Genomic DNA, 21,071 nt, shown 5'->3' on the forward strand with positions numbered 1-21,071 from the left:
ATATGATGTTGTTGGGCAGAGCATTGCAGTTTTTATTTGCAGGTTCAACAAGAATGATGCATCATGCATCAAAACAAGGTCCCGACACTGGCCGAGAAGCGCGAGGATGTGATGAATCAAATTAGTCAGGTTTCGCTAGGCGACGCTATTTATGAGCGGGTGTACCAAGACTTGGTTGGCGGAAAATTGCGCCCGAATGAAAAAGTAACGATCAGAGGTTTGGCTGCCGCTTTGGGGACCAGCTCCACCCCGGTGCGTGATGCCGTACAGCGGCTTTTGCGGGATGAGGCGCTGGAGCAGCGCAGCGTGCGCGATGTGCGTGTGCCGGTGCTGACTGTGGCGAAATACCTAGAGATTGCGAGCATCCGGCGAGAGCTGGAAGGTTATGCAGCAGGGCGCGCGGCTGAGATGGTGGGGCCAAAAGATATACAGCGGCTCAAGCGTGTTGTAGAAAAGAATGAGGTTGCTGCCCGCGCCTGTCGTTGGCCGCAGGCGGTTCGGTATAATCAACAATTCCATTTCGCCTTGGCCGAAATTGCCGACATGCCCATTTTGCTTAGGATACTGGGGGGCTTGTGGCTGCGCATGGGGCCTTTGATTGCAGGGTATTATGGCCAAGGAAAAGTTGCGCTTGTTGTGCGCCATCAGGCGATCATTGTCGCCTGCGAAAAAGGCGATGCAGCGGCCGCTACTGCCGAAATGCGCGCCGATATAGACGATTCAAGGGAGGGGATTGTCAGGTACATTGAATCGTTCACCGAAGAAGAATAAACGGCGCAAAGACCGGCAAGCCGCACAGGCTTTCCGGCGTCGGGGGCGATATTTGACACCAAGTCAAGACGCTTTTGCAACAGCAATAACCAACAGATAACAATGGGGAATATCAATGCTTAAACCAGTGAAATTAACCGCCGCCATTTTGGCGCTGGCATTTGCCGGCCCGCTGGCCGCGCAGGACGGAGAGCCGAAAGCGGGTGGCACTCTTAACGTTGTGATCCAGCCGGAACCGTCCAGCCTGATGCTGGGTCTTGTACAAAACGGGGCGACCCAGATGGTCGGCGGGGATATCTACGAGAGCCTGCTGCGCTATGACCTTGATCTCACCCCTCATGGTCAGCTTGCTGAATCCTGGGAAGTCTCCGAAGATGGCAAAACCTACACGTTCAAGCTGCGCGAAGGTGTTGTGTTCCACGATGGCAAGCCATTCACCTCTGCGGATGTCGAATTTTCGATGGATAAGTTCTTGCGTGAAAGCCACTCACGCATGCGGACCTATATGGAGCATGTCGAAAGCATCGACACGCCCGATGACTTCACCGTTGTCTTTAACCTAAAGCAGCCATTCGGCCCCTTCATCGGCATTTTTGAACCCGGTACGGCGCCGATGATCCCCAAGCACCTCTATGAGGGGACTGATTTTGCCAGCAACGAGGCGAACAATACGCCCATCGGGACCGGTCCTTTCAAGTTCGACACTTGGGAAAAGGGCAGCTTTATCCACCTTGTGAAGAACGAAGACTACTACATTGAAAACAGGCCTCACGTGGACGAGGTGTACTATCACGTCATCCCCGATGCCGCCTCGCGCGCCGTTGCTTATGAGACGGGCCAGGTTGACGTTCTGCCCGGCGGATCTGTGGAAAACTTTGACGTGGGGCGTATTCAGGCGCTGGACAACACCTGCATCACCGACAAGGGCTGGGAATATTTCGGGCCGCTGTCATGGCTGTGGGTTAACAACGACAACAAGCCGCTGGACGATCTGAAAGTGCGCCAAGCCATCATGCACGGGATCGACCGCGAGTTTGCCAAGAACGCGCTTTGGAACGGTTTGGGCAAGGTTTCGACGGGTCCGTTTTCTTCGGCCACCCGGTTCTGGGATGGCGGCACGCCCGACATCTCTTATGACCCTGAAAAAGCCAAAGCCCTGTTGGCAGACAGCAGCTATAACGGCGAAAGCATCCGCATCCTTGGCTTGCCATATGGTGAGACGTGGCAGCGCTGGGCCGAAGCGGTCAAACAAAACCTGAGCGAGATTGGCATGACGACCGAGATCGTGCCGACGGATGTGGCGGGCTGGAACCAGAAGGTCTCGGATCGTGACTATGACCTTGCCTTCACATATCTCTATCAGTACGGCGATCCGGCACTTGGCGTTTCACGGACCTACATGGGCGACAACGCAGCACCCGGTTCGCCTTGGAACAACGTGGCGAACTATCAAAACCCCGAAACGGACAAGCTGTTCAGCGACGCGGCGCTGATGGCCAACCCCGAAGACCGCAAGGCAGCCTATAAGGTAATCCAGGATAAGATCGTATCGGACGTGCCGAACATCTGGTTGCTGGAACTGGGTTTCCCGACGATCTATCGCTGTGACATCAAGAACCCCGTAAACACCGCCTTTGGTGTAAACGACGGTTTCCGCGATGTGTGGATCGACAAGAAGTAAGGGCAGATAATGTCCAAAAGGCCGGGCTGCCACTGTGGCCCGGCTCTCTCAAAACAAGAACGGGGCGGATAGCGTGATACGATTCATATTGGGCAGGTTGATCAAGGCGGTGTTTATCCTGCTGGCAATCCTCGTCTTCAATTTCTTGCTGATACATGCAGCCCCGGGCGATCCCGCAGCGGTTATAGCTGGTGAAGCCGGTGCTGCGGATGAAAAATTCCTTCTCGATTTGCGCGCCCGCTTCGGGCTTGATCAGCCACTTTACATACAGCTGTGGCTTTATATCAAAGGGGCGGTCCAACTGGACCTTGGCTATTCCTTCCGGCAGCAGATGTCGGTGGCCGAGATGATCGGTGACCGTTTGCCCGCGACGCTTTTGCTGACAGGCGTAGCATTTGTCTTGTCTTTGGTGTTGGGGGTGACTGCCGGTGTCGCCGCCTCTGCCCGTCAGGGCAGCTGGGGAGATACGATCATTTCGATCTTTGCACTGCTGTTTTATGCAACCCCGCTGTTTTGGGTTGCGTTGATGGCGACTTTGGTCTTTTCCGTCTGGCTGGAATGGCTGCCGGGCTTTGGGTATTCGACCATCGGGGCAGGCTATACGGGCATGGCCCATGCGCTGGACGTGGCCAAACACCTTATACTTCCGGCCTCGACGCTAGGGTTGTTCTTTATGGCGATCTACATGCGCATGACCCGTGCATCGATGCTCGAAGTTTCACGGCTCGACTTTGTGAAAACCGCGCGCGCCAAAGGGCTGACGCGCAGCGTTATCCAGCGGCGGCATATCCTGCGCAACGCGCTTTTGCCGGTAATTACTTTGGCAGGTCTTCAGGCGGGCCAAATTTTCGGCGGTGCGATCCTGACAGAGACGGTGTTTGCCTGGCCGGGCATCGGGCGGCTGATGTTCGAAGCGATCAACCAAAGAGACTATAACGTGATCCTTGGCGTATTTTACATCTCGGCGGCGATGGTGCTGCTGTTCAACCTGATCACGGACGTTGTCTATGTCATTGTCGATCCGCGGATAAGGCTTACAACATGATGAGTTTTTGGAAACGTTTCAGCTATAATCGCGGTGCCGTGATCGGCTTGGTCATTCTGGCCTTTGTGATTGCAACAGCCATCCTGGCCCCGGTCCTTTTCCCGCAAAGCCCGTGGAAGATGGTGCAACGGCCCTTCTTGCCACCTTTCACGCAAGACGGCCTGATGCTGGGTACAGATGCGCTGGGGCGCGATGTTCTGGCGGGGTTGGCGCATGGGGCTTATGTCAGCCTTTTGGTCGGTTTGGTATCGACGATTGTCGCCCTTGCGATCGGTGTGCCGGTTGGCGCGATGGCGGGGTATTTTGCAGGGCGTACGGATGATGCGCTTATGCGCTTTACGGAGTTCTTCCAGACGATCCCCAGCTTTGCGCTGGCCATCGTTCTCTTGGCGATCTTCCAGCCCAGTCTGACATTTGTGATCATCGCGATCTCTGTCGTCTCATGGCCCCCTGTGGCACGGCTCGTCCGAGGTGAAGTTCTGTCGCTGCGCACGCGCGAATTTGTTGAGGCCGCGACCCTGTCGGGCCTTGGCAATCTGCAAATCATCACGCGTCATATTCTGCCCAACGCCCTGCCGCCGATCATCGTGTTGGCCTCGCTTATGGTGGCGCAGGCGATCTTGCTTGAAAGCTCGCTTTCCTTCCTTGGCTTGGGCGACCCCAATATCATGTCTTGGGGGTATATGATTGGTGCTGCCCGCACCGTAATCCGCACCGCGTGGTGGCTGTCGTTCCTGCCGGGGATGGCGATCTTGTTGACCGTGCTGGCGCTGAATTTGATCGGCGAGGGCCTGAATGATGCGCTCAATCCGCGTTTGATGAGGAAATCCGAATGACCTTGCTGAGTATCCGCGACCTATCCATTGCCTTGCCCGCCGGGGCGGACCGCCACTATGCGGCCAAGGATATCAACTTTGACCTCGCACCCGGCGAAATCCTCTGCATCGTGGGGGAGAGCGGTTCAGGCAAATCCATGTCCGCCAACGCGGTGATGGGGCTGCTGCCACAGGGTGTTGTGCCCGATAAAGGCAGTATCACTTTTGACGGGCAGTCGATTTTGGGCCTGTCGGAAAAAGAGATGCTCAAGCTGCGCGGCAGCCGCATTTCGATGATCTTTCAAGAACCCTTGAGCGCGTTAAACCCGCTGATGCGTGTTGGTGCACAGATCGCGGAGGTATTCGAGGCCCACGGCGCGCTTACCGGGGCCGAACGGCGTGCGCGCGCGCTAAAGCTGTTGGAAGAAGTGGGCATCCCCGATCCGCAGGCTGCGATCCGGGCCTATCCTTTCCAGCTTTCAGGTGGCCAGCGCCAGCGCGTGATGATCGCTATGGCACTGGCGCTGGAGCCGGACATCTTGATTGCGGATGAGCCGACAACCGCGCTGGATGTCACGACGCAAGCGCAGATCCTGAAGCTGATCGAAGATCTGCGCCGTGCGCGTGGCATGGCAGTTATTTTCATCACCCATGATTTTGGCGTTGTGGCCGATATCGCGGATCGGGTGATTGTGATGAAAAAGGGTGAAATTGTCGAAACCGGTACTGCGCATGACGTGTTGCTAAAACCGCAGCACCCCTACACCCGCGCATTGATCGACGCGATACCCCGACTGACCCACCCCCATGAAGTACAAGAGGCTGAACAGACGCCGATCCTGACTGTGGAGGGTTTGCAAAAAACCTTCTCGACCGGGTCGGGCACGTTTTTTGGCAAGCGCCGCGTGGTGAAGGCCGTTCAGGACGTGAACTTTGAGCTTTATGCAGGCGAAACCATTGGTATCGTGGGGGAATCCGGGTCGGGAAAATCCACAGTGGGGCGCTGTCTTGTGCGGCTGTTGGACCCTGATGGCGGGCGCGTCTTGATGAACGGTGTCGATATTGCCGGTATGTCGGGGGCGGACCTGCGCAACCAGCGGCGCAAGATGCAGATGATTTTTCAAGACCCGTATTCGTCTTTGAATCCGCGTGCGCGGGTCTCACGCATCCTGACCGAGGGGCTCATCGCCTATGGCACCTCCAAAAGCGATGCGCAGGCCAAGGCGCGGGAGCTTCTTGAAATGGTTGGGCTTGATGCCTCCGCGATGCAGCGTTTCCCGCATGAGTTTTCTGGCGGACAACGGCAAAGGATCGGGATCGCGCGCGCATTGGCATTGGAGCCGTCCATTATCATCGCGGACGAGGCGGTCTCGGCGCTTGATGTGTCGATTCAGGCCCAAGTGCTGGACCTTCTGGCAGAGCTGAAAAGCCGACTGCATCTTTCCATGCTCTTTATCACCCATGATCTTCGCGTGGCCGCGCGCATTTGTGATCGGATCATTGTGATGCAAAAAGGCAAGATTGTCGAAGCGGGGCCGGTGGGCAAAGTGTTGCATGACCCCGACACCGCCTATACCCGCAGTCTGCTGGACGCGATTCCGGGTCAGGAATATGAGCGTGCATTGGCGGCGGCAGACTAAAGCTCGCCGCCACCAACAGGTCCCACAGGACAAGCGCTATGCCGGATAATTAAAATCGCGGATAATTGTCCAACACTTTCTGTTCAACTGGCCAAGATCGGCAATTGCCGTCTCGATGTCCGTGATCGCGGCTAAGTTGATTTTATCACTCCGCCCTATCTTCAGGCCATCTTTACGGTCGGCAATACGCATCATGATCGTCCGTGCATCACCACTTTCAGGATCAAAAGCATAGATACTGTGGCTGTAGCGATTACGTAGACTTGCGTATTTCATCATCGCCTGGGTGAATTCCAGCACGCGTGCTTTCTGGGCTGCGGGCGTGTCGTCAAGCTTGGCGAGCCGTTCGACCAAATCAACCCGCGCACGGGTTGTGTTGAGCGTCAGAAAAATCACGACCGCGCGATCCTTGTCGGTCTTTGCCAGACCTGCAATGAGATGGATCAGCAGGCTTTCCGTATTGGTCCAGGCATAGTTCAGCCTGCCGGTCAAAAGCAGTAGACTGTCGAAACTGGCCGCAGGATTTTTACGATCCGCCATGCGCGCCGCGGTGCGGGTCAGGCTGTCCGCTGTGATGTTCCATAAACCAGCTTGCGGCACAGGTTCTGTTGGAAACGCCAATCTTTCTTAGCAGATTATGAATGTGAAGTTTCACTGTATGAATGGACAGATCCAGATCGGCTGCAATGTTCTTGTTCGCAGCGCCCTGTGCCACCATGTGCAATACTTCCCATTCCCGCGTGGTCAAACCGGGTTGTAATCCATCCTCTCTCGCTGCCTGAGCACAGTGATTTATCAGTGCATCGGCAATCTCGTGCGGCATAAAACTTTGTCCACACAGAAAAAGATACATGATCGATATCCAAACATCCATTGGACCATTTAGCGGCAGGAAACCAACATTATCCAATCCTGAATGTCGTTCGCGTGCTAAAAGGAACCGTGCCGCATCCTGCGGGTCCGACATCGAAAAGATGGTCCTTGCTGCACCAACCGCATCCACAAAGCGTTGCGTATCGTCCAGGGCGGATTGCATCATATCTGCTTCAAAGATCACAAGCTGCACATCGTTATGCACGCTGCGCATAACCGAGAGTTCGGCCAGCGTCGCAATGCGGAAAAAGTCGTAGTCCGTAAACTCTGCGCGGTAGACGGCCAGAGTTCGTTCCGAAAAGCTTATCGCGCTTCCGACAAAAACGATTTTAGGGCGATTATTGACAGTCGGTGAGACCGGCGGGGTATGAACTGAGTCTTGGTGTATCGTTTGGGGCATGAAAAACTCCTAAATCTACACGGCAAACCAGTAAAAATTGTAACAAAATCCGATAGGCCGGGGTTTATAAATCCTTCTCGATCTCCAAGCCTGACTGACTTTTTGGCTTAGGTAAATAAGCCGTTCGGCTAGGTTGCCTAGACCAAAGCGCTAAGCTGGTTGGCGGGTGTGTGCCGGAAAGGCAAACTATTAATAAATCATTACTTTTAATTGTTTAACTAATTTTATTTTTTAAGAAAATATTCATGACTTACCTCCGAAACACTGATTTTCCCCTTATTTTTATGGCCCGAGCCCGCCAATTCGGGAAGGGGTTTCCCCGGACCTGATCTTTTTTCCAAGGTGCCGGACGCCCGATTCGCTGCCAACATGATCTTAGAGCGCCAAGAATACTTTTGCCGATTTATGGCGTGATCCGCAGCCACAAAACGCCTGTGCCTCAGCATTTTACGGAGGCGGCATCGGACGACGGGCTGCGGATACTCTGATTGGAAGGGGGGGGGGAACTGACCAGATACCGCACAGTTTTAAGGTCTGTCCGTATCTGACTGCGACTGCGTCAGCATCGGACACGAAATCAAACAATACTGAAACATGCCATGACGGTGACCGCTTTGGAAATGACTGGCGGTGCGTTCTGGCCTCAATATGTGAGATTTAGATATGGCTAAGCGTAATAATGTTATGGGCTGGGGCGACGGCGAAAGCGGCTCTCGCCATCAGGATGACGACGAAAACGTCAACACAAATACGAATGCAAACGACAACGGAAACGTATCCGAAAACGAAAACGGAAACGACAACCAGAACACGAACCAGACCGACGCCTCTGCCGAGGGTGACGGGGTTGGGACAGGGGCAGGCACGGGAACCGGTAACGGAAACGGTACTGCTGACAGTTCCTCCTCGTCCAGCGGAACGAATACTTCCGCATCGAACACGAACAGCACCAATAGCGCCAATGCCGAAACAGGGGCGGGTGCAGAAGCGGGGTCGGATGCCGATGCGGACGCCGTGGCCAATGCCGATGTTTCGGTCGACAGTGACAACGTGAATGACAACACCAACGATACGTCCAGCACGGTTGATGTCGATGTTGATATTGACGTCGGGGTTGACCTGGAAGGCTATGAGCCGAATGACGATGACTTTGGCGACTTCGACCTCAACAACAGCTCGACCGGTGACATAGTCATGGTCAAGGGTGACATTGATTTTGATCCCGGCAATGACATCAACATGGGTGATATCCTTACCAATTCCTTGAACGGCGAAGGCAATGACGCCGGTTTTGTGAATGTTCTGACAAATGACCTGAGCGACAATGACTTTCTGGAAGAAGCGAAGGTTTCCAACAACGGTGAATTTAGCCAGTCCGGCAATGCTGAAGGCGGCAAGGCCAGTGCGGCCGAAGGGATCAAGGTTGCCAGCGATGGCGGCGAAGGCGGCGGCAATGCCGACTCTGACGGTGGCAATGCCGAGGGTGCAGATACCTATGGTGGTGAAGCCGGGGCCAAAGGGGGCGAAAGCGGAAACACGGGCGAGGCCGAAGCTGATGGTGGCAGCGGTGGCGACTCCGGTAAAGCCGAAGCCAAAGGCAACGGCGCCGACGGAGGGAAGTCTAAAGCAGAAGCTGAAGGTGACGCCGGCAATGGCGGCGACAATGACTCTGACAATGATGGTGACAGCGAAGCCAAGGCTGACACCGAAGCTGATAGTCAGGGTGGTCGCGGTGGCAATTCCGATGCCGAGAATGACACTGATGCAGAGGTAGAAGCTGAGGTCAGCTCTGACGAAGACGCCGGCGACAGTGGGAATGCTGACAGTGAGGCAGACCAGAAAACCGATGCCGAAGCCGAACTCGAAACCGAAGCCAGAGGCGGAGACGCGGGCGGTGCCGACAGCGAAACCGAAATCGACACATCGGCTGATAGCGAAAGCGAGGCCGAAGCCGATGGCGGTAGCGGTGGCGATATCGACGGCAATGTCGATGTTGAAGGCGAAGCCGAAACCGACAGCCGTGCAGATGCCGAAGGCGCCGAGAGCGGCGAGGTCGATCTGAACGCTACAGGTGAAGCGGAAGGTGATGCCGAGGCTGACGCCGAAGCTGATGGTGGCGAAACGGGCAATGCCCGCGGCACTGTTGATGCTGAAGCAGACTCCTCGACCGATGGCGATGCTGACGGCGGCAATGGTGGCGATATCGACGGGAATGTCGATGTAGAAGCCGACGCTGAAACCGACGGCAATGCAGACGCTGAAGGCGGCGACACTGGCAATGCTGATCAGGCAAGCGATGTTGATGGCGATGCTGAGGCTGAAACCAATGCCGACGCAGAATCCGGCAATGCCGGTGATGCCGATGGCAACGCCGACAATGAAGTCGAGGCCGAAGCTGACGGCGCCGCCGATGGTGGGCGCGGAGGCGACATCGACGGCAATGTAGATGGCATGGCAGAGGCCGAAACCGACAGCAACAACGACGCTGAAGGTGCATCCGGTGGCGATGCTGAAAACGAAGCAATGGGCGACGCATCTGGCGATGCCGAATCCGAATCCGAAGCCGAGGCAGGCAATGCCGGTTCTGGCGAAGGTGAAGGCGAAGTCGAGAGCGACGCTGCGACCGAAGCTGCTGGTGAAGGCGGTGAAGGTGGCGAAGGCGGAAGCGAAGCGGGTGGCATCGGCGCGTTGCTTGGTCTTGGCTTAGGTGTTGCGGGTGACGGCACCGGCGGTGCGGGCGGAAACGGTCCGGCAACCTCTGGTAACGCCAATGCCAATGGCACGGGAACCGGCACTGGTACGGGTGGCAATGGTGGCAACGCCAACGGCACCTCTGGCATGGCCGATAACGATGTCTCTGGTGACGCAAACAGCTCTGGCAACGGCGCTGCGGGTGGAAATGGCGATGCGGCGTCCGATGATGATGCAGCAGGAACCAACAGCGGCTACACAGACTCCGAGTCTGGCGCAGGCGCAGCCGGTGCTGCCGATAATGATGGCACGGCGGCAGGGGATGCCAACGCGGCCAATGCGGGCGGAGCAGGTGGCGCAGCCACGGGCAATGCCGGTCCCGCCAATGGGTCGTCCACCGGGACTTCGACCAACAACGCCACAACGGGCGCTGCTGGTATGGGCGACGCGGCAACAGATGATGACGCTGCCGCCAACGGCAATGGCAGCACGGACTCTGAAAGCGGTGCCGGTGCGGCCGGAGCGGCGGACAACGACGCGATGGCTGATGCCATGGGCTCTTCGGACAATCAGTCCGGTGCCGGTGGTTCGGGATCTGCGGTAACAGGGATGTTTGAAAACAACCTCTCTGGTGATGCGACCAACACAGGCGCAAGCGGCGCAGGTGGAGGCAGCAACGCAGCGACAGATGATGACGCTGCGAACACATCCAGTGGCTACACAGACTCCGAATCCGGGGCCGGTGCAGCCGGGTCTGCGAACAATGATGCCGATGCGACAGCAACAGGCACCGGCGACTCGCATGCTATGGGGGGTGCAGGCGGTGCCACGGACGCATCTGCAACATCGGATGTGAACGGCAACGGCAGTGCTTCGTCTGACGCAGCATCCGGCGCCGGAGGCAATAGCGGTTCCTCCAACGCCAACACCACAGATACCACCACAGACGGTTATGCCGACAGTGACGGTGGCTATGGTGGTTTGTCCGATATCGCAGCCGAGGCGCTTTCGGAATCCTACGCCGACAATGACACGGATGTGTCGACCGGTGCAGGCGGCGGAACGGGCAACGGTGCCGACTCCTCTGCCAATGCAGATGCAAGCGGTAACGTAGATGGCTCTTCCGGTAACGGTGGCTATGGCGGCATGTCCGAGGCAGCATCCGGCGCTTCGGGTGATGCGATGGGTGGTGCAGCGGCGGTCGGTGACACCATCGGCGGCACCACAACCGGCGGCATGGGTGGTTCGGCCACCAATGGGGCTGGCGGTGCTGGCGGTGATGCCGGGTCGTGGGGGTCGGGTAACGGTGATGACGGCTATGTCACCGGCGAGTCCTATGCCTCTGCGGCAGCGGCGGTCGATGTCGCGGCGTTTAACCAAAGCATCGTTATGGGCGCTAACGTCATGGGCAACACCGTCGACATGAACGTCGTTGGCGGCTCGTTCAGCTCCACCTATGTGGGCGACGACAGCAGCGACGACTCGTAACCAACACCTGCGGGGGCCGGTTCAGGTCGGCCCCCGTTTCTTCGGGAATTTGATATTCCAAACGCTGGCCGGGCGGTACTTTCACCGGCACAGATGCGCGGTCAGTATTCAACCGATATTTTGATTTGGGAGGATCTTCGCTATGTCGCTCGACGTCATTTCAGAAAAAATCGCCCATTTTATCGGCGCCTTCGAATTGATCGAACAGGAAACCCGCTTGCGCGCCGAATACGACAAGTTCCGCGCGATCAAGGCTGCAGAAGATGACGCAAGAGCGATCGAACTGCGCAGCCTCAAATCCAAAGAATCCTACAAGCTTGAAGACGTTGATGCGGGCGTCAAGATGAAAGCCCTGCCGCAAGAAAAGCAATCTATGGCGGAGTTGGCACCCCCACCAGTGCTGGCCCCGCTCCATCTGCCCGTCGGAACGGTTGCCCCCGTGCTTGGCATCGGCCAATTGAACGGCCCGCCGGTTACCGCGAATAACGCGGTTATGACCTTCAACCTTCCGCCGCCAAGCTCGGTTGCGCAGGTGACGTATCAGGGCAACATGCTGTCCGACAACGACAGTTTTGGTCCGGTTTCAGGGGGTGGGTTTCAGACGGTTTCGACATTGATCGAAACGCTCCATTCCGTTTATGCAGCGGTGACGTCCATTCTGCCGATGGGGATGGACGTGCTGCCCTCCTCAGGCAACTGGCCCGGGGTTCTTGGCGATATCAAGGACGCCGCAGCCGCGATCGGGAGCAGGGACAGTGGCACGCTGACCACAACCGTATTGCTGGGCCATGGCGCGCATGGCACCTTTATTGACGGTGTTGCCGCCGAGGAGTTTACATTCTTCAAGGAAATACAGCCGACCTATATCGCCGGAAGGATTGCCGAAGCGGAAGCGGCTTTGACCCCGCATGACGCCACCAAAGACGGCCATGATTTTGATGCCGATTTTGGCAAGGACCAGAACCCTTTAAAACTTGATGCGGGCCTGTCCATTGTGGCGGGTGCCAACAGCCTTGTGAACACCGCCTCCATCTCATCGACCTGGCTTGACGCGGAAATGATCGTCGTCGCGGGGGATGTGGTGCGAATGGATGCGATTTCGCAGGTCAACGTGATTATCGACCATGACTTCGTGACCACGGCGCTTTCTCCGGCGGGGTTGGAAAATCAAGGCTCAACAGCATCCAATGCCGCCAAAATCGAGACGAAAACGGTTGTGTCATCAGAAGAAGAGGCCAGAGAACCTGACAAGTCGAGCGCAGATGATGTTGCCGTATCGTTACCGCCAGCCTTTGCAAATGCACCTGCAAACTGGGCAGTGGTGCGCTATGAAGGGTCGGTGACACAGATCAACTGGGTCAAACAATACACATTCACCACCGATTTCGATCAGGCCGTTGTTGCATTTTCGGGGGGGGCTACTTTCCTCGGGATGGGTGAAAACAGCCTGAGCAACAGTTTCAATATCAATGAAGCCGGATACCATTACGACCTGATCCTTATCGCAGGCAGCCTGATCGATATTAATCTGATCAGCCAGTTGAATATCCTGTTGGACAGCGATGTTGTCGATGCGACTGCCGCAGAGAAGGGCGCGCCAAGCCAGGCAACCGCAAACAACGCACCCGCTGAAATCCATCCGTCCTTTGCAGCCGGATCTGTAGACACGGCCGCGCAAACTGCCGATGCTCCGTCAAGCTCCGTCTCCGGCACCGGGGTCGATGGGCTGTCGCAACAATCCGCAGCCATCGGCGGCCACCTCACAGAACAAACGGTCCCTGAGACAATGGAGCCAGCGCCGAATGAAGCCGACGTTTCGGATGGCACAATGCCAGACGGCCCAGCCTCAGAAGCCCCGTTTTCAACCGGCGATAACCTTGCCTATAATCAGGCATCGATCGAGACGATTGGCGAGGACACCGACGCCGAGATCAACCAGACCTTCACCGATGTTCTGGCCGGTTTCGCGCTGGGCCACGATGATATCCCTGACGAGGTTGTTCAGGATCCCGCCTTTCTTGGCACCGAACTTTTGCGGGTTTTGTATATCGATGGCGACTTCACGACGGTAAACATGGTTGATCAGATCAACGTACTGGGTGATGCCGATGAGGTTCACCTTGCCCGCGACAGTTTCGCAGATGACTTGCAAGCCATGATCAAAGTCACCACCGGGTCCAACATTACGGCCAATATCGCCGGTATCAAAGACAAGGGCATGGACAGCACCGTGATGGCGAAGGGCGACACCTATTCCGATGCGCTGATCTATCAGGCCAACCTGATGGATACCGGCCTGATGGAGACGGGCAGCTCGGTCACCGATCTGGCGAATGAGGCGGTGGCGTTTCTGACCGACGACATTGGCCCCGACACTTTGGGCGACGATATCACATCCATGACAAACGGGATGATTGCCGACGCAATCGACCAATCCGACGTTTTGCAAAGCATGTTGAGCTAGAAATCATTTAGACCGAGGTATTAACATTCACGTGAAAGATCATAACAGTCCCGCAGAACATAACGACATACCACCTGCATCGGAGAAGTGTCGTTCGCCATTGACCGCCTCCAGCCGGCCAATGGCGCTGTACCTGACTGTTGATCAAAGGGTCACGCCTGTTACGGGCAAGGATTTTGTCGAAAAGGTGGCGCAAACATCCGCAGAAAAAGTAGGGCCCGATCCACCAACGGCCGAGCAGCCAAAACCCATGCCAGCGGCGCCCCCCCAGACACCAGAGCCTGATCCAGCCCCCAAAACCAAAGACCGCATCAACGGCCCTGACGATACCCCCGGCACGACGATCGAAGGCGAAACCGGGCCGATAAAGGTCAACGGCCCGAATGCAAATTTGCCTGCAAATGGCGGAGGAAGGGGTGCCCCGCCGCCAAAATTTCACAAACGGCTGTGCGATGATGATTATGGCGAAAGCCTCAAGCGGGGCATGGCAGCGGTCAAACGCAATCTTTTCTTCGTGCTAATCCTGACGTGCGCCACCAATATGCTGATCCTTGCGATTCCGGTGTACCTGTTCCAGATCTCGGATCGGGTGCTGACCAGCCGGTCCGTCGATACGCTGATCATGTTGACGATTATCATCGTAGGCGCGGTGGTTTTTCAGGCCATCTTTGACGCGTTCCGCCGCTTTATCCTGTTGCGCACCGCGGTAGAGGTGGCCGCCCGCCTTGGGGCCCCGATCCTGAGCGCTGCGGCCCACGCATCGCTGCACGGCACAGGGCGTGAATACCAAACGCTGGGTGATCTGCAAACGCTGCGCGGTTTTCTGACATCGAGTACGCTGATTTCATTTCTTGACGTGCCCTTTGCCCCTCTTTTCATCTTTGCCATTTTCATGGTCCACCCACATCTTGGCGCAATCGTCGTGGTAACGAGCCTCATGTTGCTGGTCGTGGCTTTGATCAATCAGCGGATCACTGCGAAACCCTTTGGCGAGGCAAACATCGCCCAGTCCAAGGCAAACATGCATCTCGACTCAATGGCCCGCAATTCCCAGATTATCAACGCCCTGGCAATGATCCCCGAGACGGTGAACATCTGGGGGCGTGATACGGCCAATTCACTTTCGGCACAGGTAAGAGCGCAGGACCGCAACATCATGACCGCTGCCGCGTCCCGCATAATCCGCCTGCTTACCCAGGTGACGATGCTGGGTTGGGGGGCCTTTCTGGCGCTCGACGGGCAGATTACCGGTGGCATGGTGATTGCGGCGTCGATTATCGCCGGCCGCGCGCTGGCCCCTATCGAAGGGTCAATCGAAGGGTGGAATGCCTATTCCATTTCCCGCTCGGCTTTTGGGCGGATCAAGGCGCTGCTGACAAGTTCCAAGGTACAGTTCGAACGGTTGAACCTGCCGCAACCCGAAGGGCGTCTGGATGTTGAACGTCTGCTTTACGTTCCCGGCGGCACCAAGCAGGTTGTGCTGAACGGCATCAGCTTTTCGCTGAACCCCGGCGAAACGCTGGCCATTATCGGCAATTCCGGAGCGGGGAAAACCACCTTGGGCAAAATGCTTGTTGGCTCGGTGCTGCCAACCTCGGGCAACGTCCGGCTTGACCTGATGGATCTGCGGAATTGGGACCCGCGCCAGCTTGGTGAAAACATCGGGTATCTACCCCAGGATGTGCAGCTTTTCCCCGGCTCGATCAAACAAAACATCGGTCGGATGCGTGATGATGCGACCGATGCCGATATTTTCAAGGCAGCCAGCCTTGCGGATGTGCATGAGATGATCGCCAATCTGCCGCAAGGCTATGAAACCGTAGTGGCGGCCGATGGCTCTCCGCTGTCGGGCGGGCAAAAGCAGCGTATCGCCCTTGCCCGTGCCTTCTTTGGCGATCCCCGCTTTGTGGTGCTGGATGAGCCGAATTCCAACCTTGATACCAACGGCGACAAGGCTTTGGCCCGCGCGGTGAAACATGCGCAGGATAATAAGATCACTGTGGTCGTTATCACGCAAAAACCGTCACTCCTCAGCTCGGTCAACAAGATCATGTTGCTGGCTGATGGTACGATCCAGATGTTTGGCGAACGTCAGGCCGTCCTCGAAAAACTGGCCGGTCGCAAAGCCCCGCAAAAGGTGACGAAATGAGCATGGCAACGCGCCAATCGGAATGGTACGCTGCGGTTCCCCGCTCAATCAAATGGCACGTCATCATAAGTTTTACGCTGATGATCATCACGTTCGGCGGCTTTGGCCTTTGGGCGTTTCAGGCCCCCCTTGCCGCGGCCATCATCGCGCAGGGAAGCTTTGTGGCAACCGGACAGAACAAGATTGTTCAGCATCTTGAAGGCGGTATTATCCGCGAAATCACGGTGCGCGAAGGCGATCATGTCAAGGCAGGGCAGGTCCTGCTCCGGCTTGATCAAACGGCTGCTGCTGCCAACGCGCGCGAACTGGGTTTGCGCAAAGCGCGGCTGGAGGCGACCGAGACGCGATTACTTGCCCAATATAACCGCAAAGAGGTGCTGGTGTTTCCGCAGGCGCTGCAGGCAGAACGGGCTGACAACGAAATTGCGTCAATCCTCGACGGTCAGATGATCTCATTTCAAGTGGCGGAAACTGCGCTGAAGAACGACATCGGTCTGCTGCAACGCAACATCGAGGCGTTGAAAATCCGCAGCTTGGGGTATGAGATTCAACTTGATGCGCAGCGCCGACAATTGACCGTTTTGGATTCTGAAATGGAGACCAAAGATGACCTGCTCGAACGTGGTTTGGTCCGCTCATCGGAAGTGTCCAGCATCCAACTGGCCCAGATTGAGGCGCAAGGCCAGATCGGGCGGCTGGTGGCCGAGGTGAATGAGATCGAGCAGGTCAACCTCAAATACGAGCAGCAGATCGCGCAGACCCTGGACCGCTATCGCCAACTGGCGCTTGAAAACCTGCAAACCATTCAAAGCGAGCTTGACGGCGTGCGCGAAAAATCCCGAACGGCGGTGAATGTGCGCGAACGATCGGATGTGTTGGCGCCGGTTTCTGGCACAGTTGTGCGTCTCTATTATCACACTGGCGGCGGCGTGGTTGAAAGCGGCCGCCCGATCCTTGAGATCCTTCCCGAGAGCGAGCCGCTGATTGTCGAGGTTCAGATCCCCCGAAATGATATTGACAGCGTTCGCACCGGCCAGCCCGTCACTGTTCGGCTGACTGCCCTGAACCAACGCACAACACCGGTACTGAATGGTGAGGTGTTTTATGTGTCCGCAGATTCGGTGACCGACACGTCAACCGGCGTTCCGACAGAGGTTTATGTCGCCCGCGTGTCTCTCTCCATCGACCAAATCCGCCGGGTAAGGCAGTTTACCCCCACGCCGGGCATGCCAGCGCAGATTATGATCCAGACGGCAGAGCGGACCTTTGCGCAATACCTTGCAAAGCCCATCGCCGACAGCATGACACGTGCATTCCGCGAGCAATGAACGGGCATTACCATGTGTGGATAGGTTCTTAAGTGGTCAGGCAAAATGGATTGCCCCCATCGGCCTTGTCAGGCCAAAGCGACCAGTCTCTGCTTACCCAGATCCGCTGTCCGTCAGGCCCAGCCCAGTTGACGCCACTCAGCGAGAACGGCGATACGGTTGGTCTTGAAATTTTCGCGTGCTGCGGAACCCCTGCATGGCGCGTTCTCGTCGTCGAAATGGCAGGTGTGAGTTCTCGGCCCGACTATTCAGTCAGCAGCCAGTTTCCTGCTTGTCGGCATTGCCAATAACCTTCATTGCAGGCCATAGGATCGAAGCTTGTCTGTCACCAAGACAATAGGACGGCCGTACCGTTTCATCGATTTCGTGAGGAATTTCAACGCCGCCTTCTTGTCCCTTGTCTTCGTAACGAAGGATTCCAGTACCTCGCCTTCGTGATCAACCGCTCGCCAAAGGTAGTGTCGCTCGCCGTTTATTTTGACAAAAACCTCATCCGAATGGTATTGCCAGTTCGAGTATCCACGCATACCGTTGGCCGCCTTTTTCAAATTTCTGCGGCGAACATCGGACCGAACACATCCCACCAAAACCGAACCGTCTCATAGCTGATGTCGATGCCGCGCTCTTGCAGCAGGACATCAACGTTTCGCAGCAAAAGAGGAAAGCGAACGCAGGGCATCACAGCGAGGCGGATGATCTCTGGGCTATTGTGAATAGTATTTGAAAGGGTGGCGTTTTGTCATGGACCGACGCAACGAAATCATCCTGCCCGCCTCAAGCCGATTTTTTCTGACAAAGCCCTGGCAGATAAAACCATATAACATGATCTATCAGGGCTTTTTGCTACAACGGCAGTCGTGCACAGTGTGGTGACAGGGGGCCCGGTGTTACCAAGCGGCATGAACAGGAATTGCAGTTTCTGACGCGCCAACTGCTCCACATGGCCCCGCCGTCCAACTTTTTATTGACCACCCCGAAGTGCTGTTGCGAACGCGCGCAACGGTGCTGTCACGTTAACGTTCCTGAGATTGTTGATTCACTAATTTGGGCATAGGCGGTGTCGATGCAAACCCATAAGATTAGCTACAAACGACACCCGTTGCCCGGCAGTCGATGCATGGCATCGATGAGAGGGGGTTTCCGCCTCAGATCATTGCTCATGTTGTCTGGCTCTACGTCCGATTCAACGTTATCGAAGCGCCCACCCCACCTTTCTTGTGGTCGTCTGATCTGAGATTCAGCCTTATTGGATGGATTATCAGGGAGTTTCTCCATGGAGCGCTCAACGGAGCTTCTCAGTAACATTGATATGGTTGTGGGGCCGCGTGGTCACCGGCGGTGGCCGGAAGCGGTGAAGGCGCAGATCGTGGCCGAGACGTTGGTTGAGGGGACGACGGTGGGCGCTGTGGCACGGCGGTATGATATGCGGGCCAATCATTTGTCCGTTGCCCGGCAGGGTCTTGCGTTGCAAGATCCCGAGAGGGGGAATGGCGGCGGATGGCACGCGAGGGCAAACTGGTTCTGCCCGCTGTGACGGAGGAGCCAAACTTTGCAGCTTTGGTTGTGCGGAAAGATGTTGAGGCGGCACCCGAACCTGCGCCGCCTTTGGATCTGATCTGCGGTGCTGTCACCGTGCGATTGGATGCAAGAACATCAGCGGCGCGCATTGCCGAGATTGCCCGCGTCTTGAACGCCGCCTTATGATGTTCCCATCAAACCGGGTGCGGATCGTGTCGCGACCAAGCCGGTGGACTTCCGCAAGGGTCATGACGGTCTGGCAGCGCTTGTCAAAAACGAGCTGCGCAAGGACCCGTTCACGCGTTGCCCGGCAGGCGATTTGCAAAGCAAATCTGCCGAGAGGGGGGACCGTTTTTGTGTTCCGCTCAAAGCGGGCAGATCGGATGAAGTTACTGTATTGGGACGGCACCGGGCTGGTCATGGCTTACAAACGGTTGGAGGAACACACCTTCACTTGGCCCGCGATCAAAGATGGGCTGATGGCACTGAACCATGCGCGGTTTGAAGCACTGTTCTCGGGCTTGGATTGGCGCAAAGTAAGGGCTTTTTCGGTGCGTCCGCCAACTGCGGCAGAGTGAATCTGGCGATCTTTTGCGGCAGCACTAATGTGCTGGAAATGATCGTCATTCCGCATGAGCAAACTTACTGATTTCCCTAATGATGTTGAGGCCCTGAAGGCGCTGCTTGTCGCCTCAGAGGATCGCAATCTGCGTAAGCAGGATCGTATTGATGAGTTGGAGAAACTGGTCGCTGACTTCAAACGCGCCCTGTTTGGCGCAAGGTCCGAAAAGGCCGATCCTGAGCAATATGAGTTGTCGCTTGAAGACATCGAAACCGCCCTCTCGGTAATGCAAGCATCACCTGCCGGCAAGGGATGGCGGCGGTCTGCGCTGAAGATGACGCGGTGGATCCGCCTGCATCGCGCTCATCAAAACCGCGCAATACCAACCGTGGCTCACTGCCCAAGCATCTGCCGCGCATTAAAGAGGTGATTGCGCCCGACAGCCCGATCTGCGGCTGCGGAGGTGAACGCCATGTGATCGGTGAGGATACGTCTGAGCGCCTCGACATCATCCTCGCCCAGTTCCGTGTGATCGTTACCCGCCGCCCAAAGTATGCTTACCGAGCCTGCACCAATGGTGTGGTGCAAGCGCCTGCACCAGCGCGCCTGATCCCAGGCGGCATGCCAACTGAGGCAACAGGGGCGCATGTGTTGGTATCCAAATATGCAGATCATCTGCCCCTGTATCGTCAAGCGCAAATTTACAGCCGCCAAGGTATCGATCTGGATCGCTCCACCCTCGCAGGGTGGGTCGGTAAAGCGGCCTATGAGCTGCGGCCTGTTTTTGACGCGCTGATTACCGACCTGAAGCGGTCGACCAACTTATTGATGGACGAGACCCGCGCCCCAGTGCTGGACCCCGGAAAACGCAAAACCAAAACTGGATACTTCTGGGCGCTGGCCCGCGACGATCGACCGTGGGGCGCTGCTGCTCCACCAGGGGTCGCCTTTACCTATGCGCCGGGGCGTTCTGGCCAATATGCGGATGACATTTTGAAAGGCTTCTCAGGCATCCTCCAAGTGGACGGGTATGCAGGATACAATCGCCTGCTCAAACGTGTCGATGATAGGGTTGCGCCCGCTTACTGTTGGGCCCACGCACGCCGCAAACTGCACGAAGTTGCACAATCTGGCACTGCCCCCATCGCCAAAGACGGGTCAAAACAGATCGCTGTACTCTACCGGATCGAAAAGGATATCCGAGGCCTGGCATCTGGGGTGCGACTGGCAGCACGGCAAGACAGATCAGCACCGTTGATTGCCGCGTTTGAAGCGTGGCTCACAACCAATCGCGCCCGGCCGCCTGCAAAAGCCCCTTTGGGCGAAGCGCTCAAATACATCGCAAAATACTGGGATGGACTGTGCCTGTTTCTGACTGACGGTCGCATCGAGATGGACAATAATACCGTGCGAGCGCACAATCCGGCCCATCGCTTTGAATCGCAAAAACGCGCTGTTCGCTGTCCACGACGCCGGAGCCACAAACTGGGGCGTCATCGCTTCCTTGATCAAGACCTGCAAATTAAACGGTGTCGATCCGCATGACTATCTGGCCGATACGCTCACAGCCATCGTCGCAGGCCACAAACAGAACCAGATCAACGACCTGCTGCCGTGGAATTACGTCAAATAGGTAGGATCGGCGC

At 56.6% G+C, this 21,071-nt stretch carries 14 protein-coding genes and 3 pseudogenes; 14 read left to right on the plus strand and 3 right to left on the minus strand.

What is annotated here, in order from left to right:
- Nucleotides 1–63 precede the first annotated feature (63 nt).
- The 5 genes from EOK75_RS00280 to EOK75_RS00300 all read left to right on the plus strand — a co-directional run bounded on the left by EOK75_RS00280 (nt 64) and on the right by EOK75_RS00300 (nt 5,952).
- Nucleotides 64–771, plus strand: a complete 708-nt coding sequence (locus EOK75_RS00280; protein WP_137192089.1) for a GntR family transcriptional regulator — start codon at nt 64–66, stop codon at nt 769–771.
- A gap of 115 nt (nt 772–886) precedes the next feature.
- Nucleotides 887–2,452 (plus strand): ABC transporter substrate-binding protein, encoded by a 1,566-nt coding sequence (locus EOK75_RS00285; protein WP_137192090.1) that lies wholly within the window; start codon nt 887–889, stop codon nt 2,450–2,452.
- A 73-nt stretch (nt 2,453–2,525) separates the two neighbouring features.
- Nucleotides 2,526–3,497, plus strand: coding sequence for an ABC transporter permease (locus tag EOK75_RS00290; RefSeq protein ID WP_137192091.1), 972 nt, complete (start codon nt 2,526–2,528; stop codon nt 3,495–3,497).
- Nucleotides 3,494–4,333 (plus strand): ABC transporter permease, encoded by an 840-nt coding sequence (locus tag EOK75_RS00295; protein WP_137192092.1) that lies wholly within the window; start codon nt 3,494–3,496, stop codon nt 4,331–4,333. Before EOK75_RS00290 ends, EOK75_RS00295 begins: the two co-directional genes overlap by 4 nt.
- Nucleotides 4,330–5,952, plus strand: a complete 1,623-nt coding sequence (locus tag EOK75_RS00300) for an ABC transporter ATP-binding protein (RefSeq protein ID WP_137192093.1) — start codon at nt 4,330–4,332, stop codon at nt 5,950–5,952. The genes EOK75_RS00295 and EOK75_RS00300 overlap by 4 nt, the downstream gene beginning before the upstream one ends.
- A 36-nt stretch (nt 5,953–5,988) precedes the next feature.
- Here the strand turns inward: EOK75_RS00300 and EOK75_RS00305 are convergent, their stop codons facing one another.
- Complete coding sequence (locus tag EOK75_RS00305) at nt 5,989–6,492, minus strand: hypothetical protein (protein WP_137194229.1); 504 nt, start codon at nt 6,490–6,492, stop codon at nt 5,989–5,991.
- Nucleotides 6,479–7,225: a helix-turn-helix transcriptional regulator gene (locus EOK75_RS21115; protein ID WP_240793978.1), complete on the minus strand. Its 747-nt coding sequence runs from the start codon at nt 7,223–7,225 to the stop codon at nt 6,479–6,481. Before EOK75_RS21115 ends, EOK75_RS00305 begins: the two co-directional genes overlap by 14 nt.
- 663 nt (nt 7,226–7,888) lie before the next feature.
- Between EOK75_RS21115 and EOK75_RS00315 the strand changes: the two genes are divergently transcribed.
- The 4 genes from EOK75_RS00315 (at nt 7,889) to EOK75_RS00330 (ending at nt 17,345) form a co-directional block, all read left to right on the plus strand.
- The gene (locus tag EOK75_RS00315; RefSeq protein ID WP_137192094.1) at nt 7,889–11,404 is read left to right on the plus strand and encodes a putative sodium/potassium/calcium exchanger; all 3,516 of its coding nucleotides are present in this window, start codon (nt 7,889–7,891) and stop codon (nt 11,402–11,404) included.
- Nucleotides 11,405–11,546: 142 nt separating this feature from the next.
- Nucleotides 11,547–13,868: a hypothetical protein gene (locus EOK75_RS00320; RefSeq protein WP_137192095.1), complete on the plus strand. Its 2,322-nt coding sequence runs from the start codon at nt 11,547–11,549 to the stop codon at nt 13,866–13,868.
- Nucleotides 13,869–14,118: 250 nt separating this feature from the next.
- The gene (locus tag EOK75_RS00325) at nt 14,119–16,017 is read left to right on the plus strand and encodes a type I secretion system permease/ATPase (protein ID WP_137194231.1); all 1,899 of its coding nucleotides are present in this window, start codon (nt 14,119–14,121) and stop codon (nt 16,015–16,017) included.
- Nucleotides 16,014–17,345 carry an HlyD family type I secretion periplasmic adaptor subunit gene (locus tag EOK75_RS00330; RefSeq protein ID WP_137192096.1) on the plus strand — a complete coding sequence of 444 codons (1,332 nt, stop codon included), beginning with the start codon at nt 16,014–16,016 and terminating at the stop codon, nt 17,343–17,345. The genes EOK75_RS00325 and EOK75_RS00330 overlap by 4 nt, the downstream gene beginning before the upstream one ends.
- Nucleotides 17,346–17,458: 113 nt before the next feature.
- On the opposite strand, the pseudogene EOK75_RS00335 reads toward EOK75_RS00330, so the two are convergent.
- Nucleotides 17,459–18,088, minus strand: a pseudogene (locus tag EOK75_RS00335) (IS6 family transposase).
- A 566-nt stretch (nt 18,089–18,654) separates the two neighbouring features.
- Here EOK75_RS00335 and EOK75_RS21120 point away from each other — a divergent pair.
- The 5 genes and pseudogenes from EOK75_RS21120 to tnpC all read left to right on the plus strand — a co-directional run bounded on the left by EOK75_RS21120 (nt 18,655) and on the right by tnpC (nt 21,058).
- A complete protein-coding gene (locus EOK75_RS21120) occupies nt 18,655–18,879 on the plus strand; it encodes a transposase (RefSeq protein WP_240794052.1) in 225 nt (74 codons plus the stop codon).
- Nucleotides 18,843–19,049 (plus strand): hypothetical protein, encoded by a 207-nt coding sequence (locus EOK75_RS21125; RefSeq protein WP_240793980.1) that lies wholly within the window; start codon nt 18,843–18,845, stop codon nt 19,047–19,049. The genes EOK75_RS21120 and EOK75_RS21125 overlap by 37 nt, the downstream gene beginning before the upstream one ends.
- A 7-nt stretch (nt 19,050–19,056) precedes the next feature.
- A pseudogene (locus EOK75_RS21720) lies at nt 19,057–19,143 on the plus strand (hypothetical protein); the annotation flags it as partial.
- Nucleotides 19,112–19,441 (plus strand): IS66 family insertion sequence element accessory protein TnpB, encoded by a 330-nt coding sequence (tnpB, locus tag EOK75_RS00345; protein ID WP_276612515.1) that lies wholly within the window; start codon nt 19,112–19,114, stop codon nt 19,439–19,441. The pseudogene EOK75_RS21720 and the gene tnpB, both read left to right, overlap by 32 nt.
- A gap of 54 nt (nt 19,442–19,495) precedes the next feature.
- Nucleotides 19,496–21,058, plus strand: a pseudogene (gene tnpC, locus EOK75_RS00350) (IS66 family transposase).
- Nucleotides 21,059–21,071 lie beyond the last annotated feature (13 nt).

Source organism: Pseudorhodobacter turbinis, assembly GCF_005234135.1.
GTDB classification, from domain to species: Bacteria; Pseudomonadota; Alphaproteobacteria; order Rhodobacterales; family Rhodobacteraceae; genus Pseudorhodobacter; species Pseudorhodobacter turbinis.

What these genes read in the sequence shown, in the direction of transcription:
- EOK75_RS00280 (WP_137192089.1), top strand. Translation starts at nt 64, where the DNA reads ATGCATCAAAACAAGGTCCCGACACTGGCCGAGAAGCGCGAGGATGTG.
- EOK75_RS00285 (WP_137192090.1), top strand. Translation starts at nt 887, where the DNA reads ATGCTTAAACCAGTGAAATTAACCGCCGCCATTTTGGCGCTGGCATTT.
- EOK75_RS00295 (WP_137192092.1), top strand. Translation starts at nt 3,494, where the DNA reads ATGATGAGTTTTTGGAAACGTTTCAGCTATAATCGCGGTGCCGTGATC.
- EOK75_RS00300 (WP_137192093.1), top strand. Translation starts at nt 4,330, where the DNA reads ATGACCTTGCTGAGTATCCGCGACCTATCCATTGCCTTGCCCGCCGGG.
- EOK75_RS00305 (WP_137194229.1), bottom strand. Translation starts at nt 6,492, where the DNA reads ATGGCGGATCGTAAAAATCCTGCGGCCAGTTTCGACAGTCTACTGCTT.
- EOK75_RS21115 (WP_240793978.1), bottom strand. Translation starts at nt 7,225, where the DNA reads ATGCCCCAAACGATACACCAAGACTCAGTTCATACCCCGCCGGTCTCA.
- EOK75_RS00315 (WP_137192094.1), top strand. Translation starts at nt 7,889, where the DNA reads ATGGCTAAGCGTAATAATGTTATGGGCTGGGGCGACGGCGAAAGCGGC.
- EOK75_RS00320 (WP_137192095.1), top strand. Translation starts at nt 11,547, where the DNA reads ATGTCGCTCGACGTCATTTCAGAAAAAATCGCCCATTTTATCGGCGCC.
- EOK75_RS00325 (WP_137194231.1), top strand. Translation starts at nt 14,119, where the DNA reads ATGCCAGCGGCGCCCCCCCAGACACCAGAGCCTGATCCAGCCCCCAAA.
- EOK75_RS00330 (WP_137192096.1), top strand. Translation starts at nt 16,014, where the DNA reads ATGAGCATGGCAACGCGCCAATCGGAATGGTACGCTGCGGTTCCCCGC.
- EOK75_RS21120 (WP_240794052.1), top strand. Translation starts at nt 18,655, where the DNA reads ATGGTTGTGGGGCCGCGTGGTCACCGGCGGTGGCCGGAAGCGGTGAAG.
- EOK75_RS21125 (WP_240793980.1), top strand. Translation starts at nt 18,843, where the DNA reads ATGGCACGCGAGGGCAAACTGGTTCTGCCCGCTGTGACGGAGGAGCCA.
- tnpB (WP_276612515.1), top strand. Translation starts at nt 19,112, where the DNA reads ATGACGGTCTGGCAGCGCTTGTCAAAAACGAGCTGCGCAAGGACCCGT.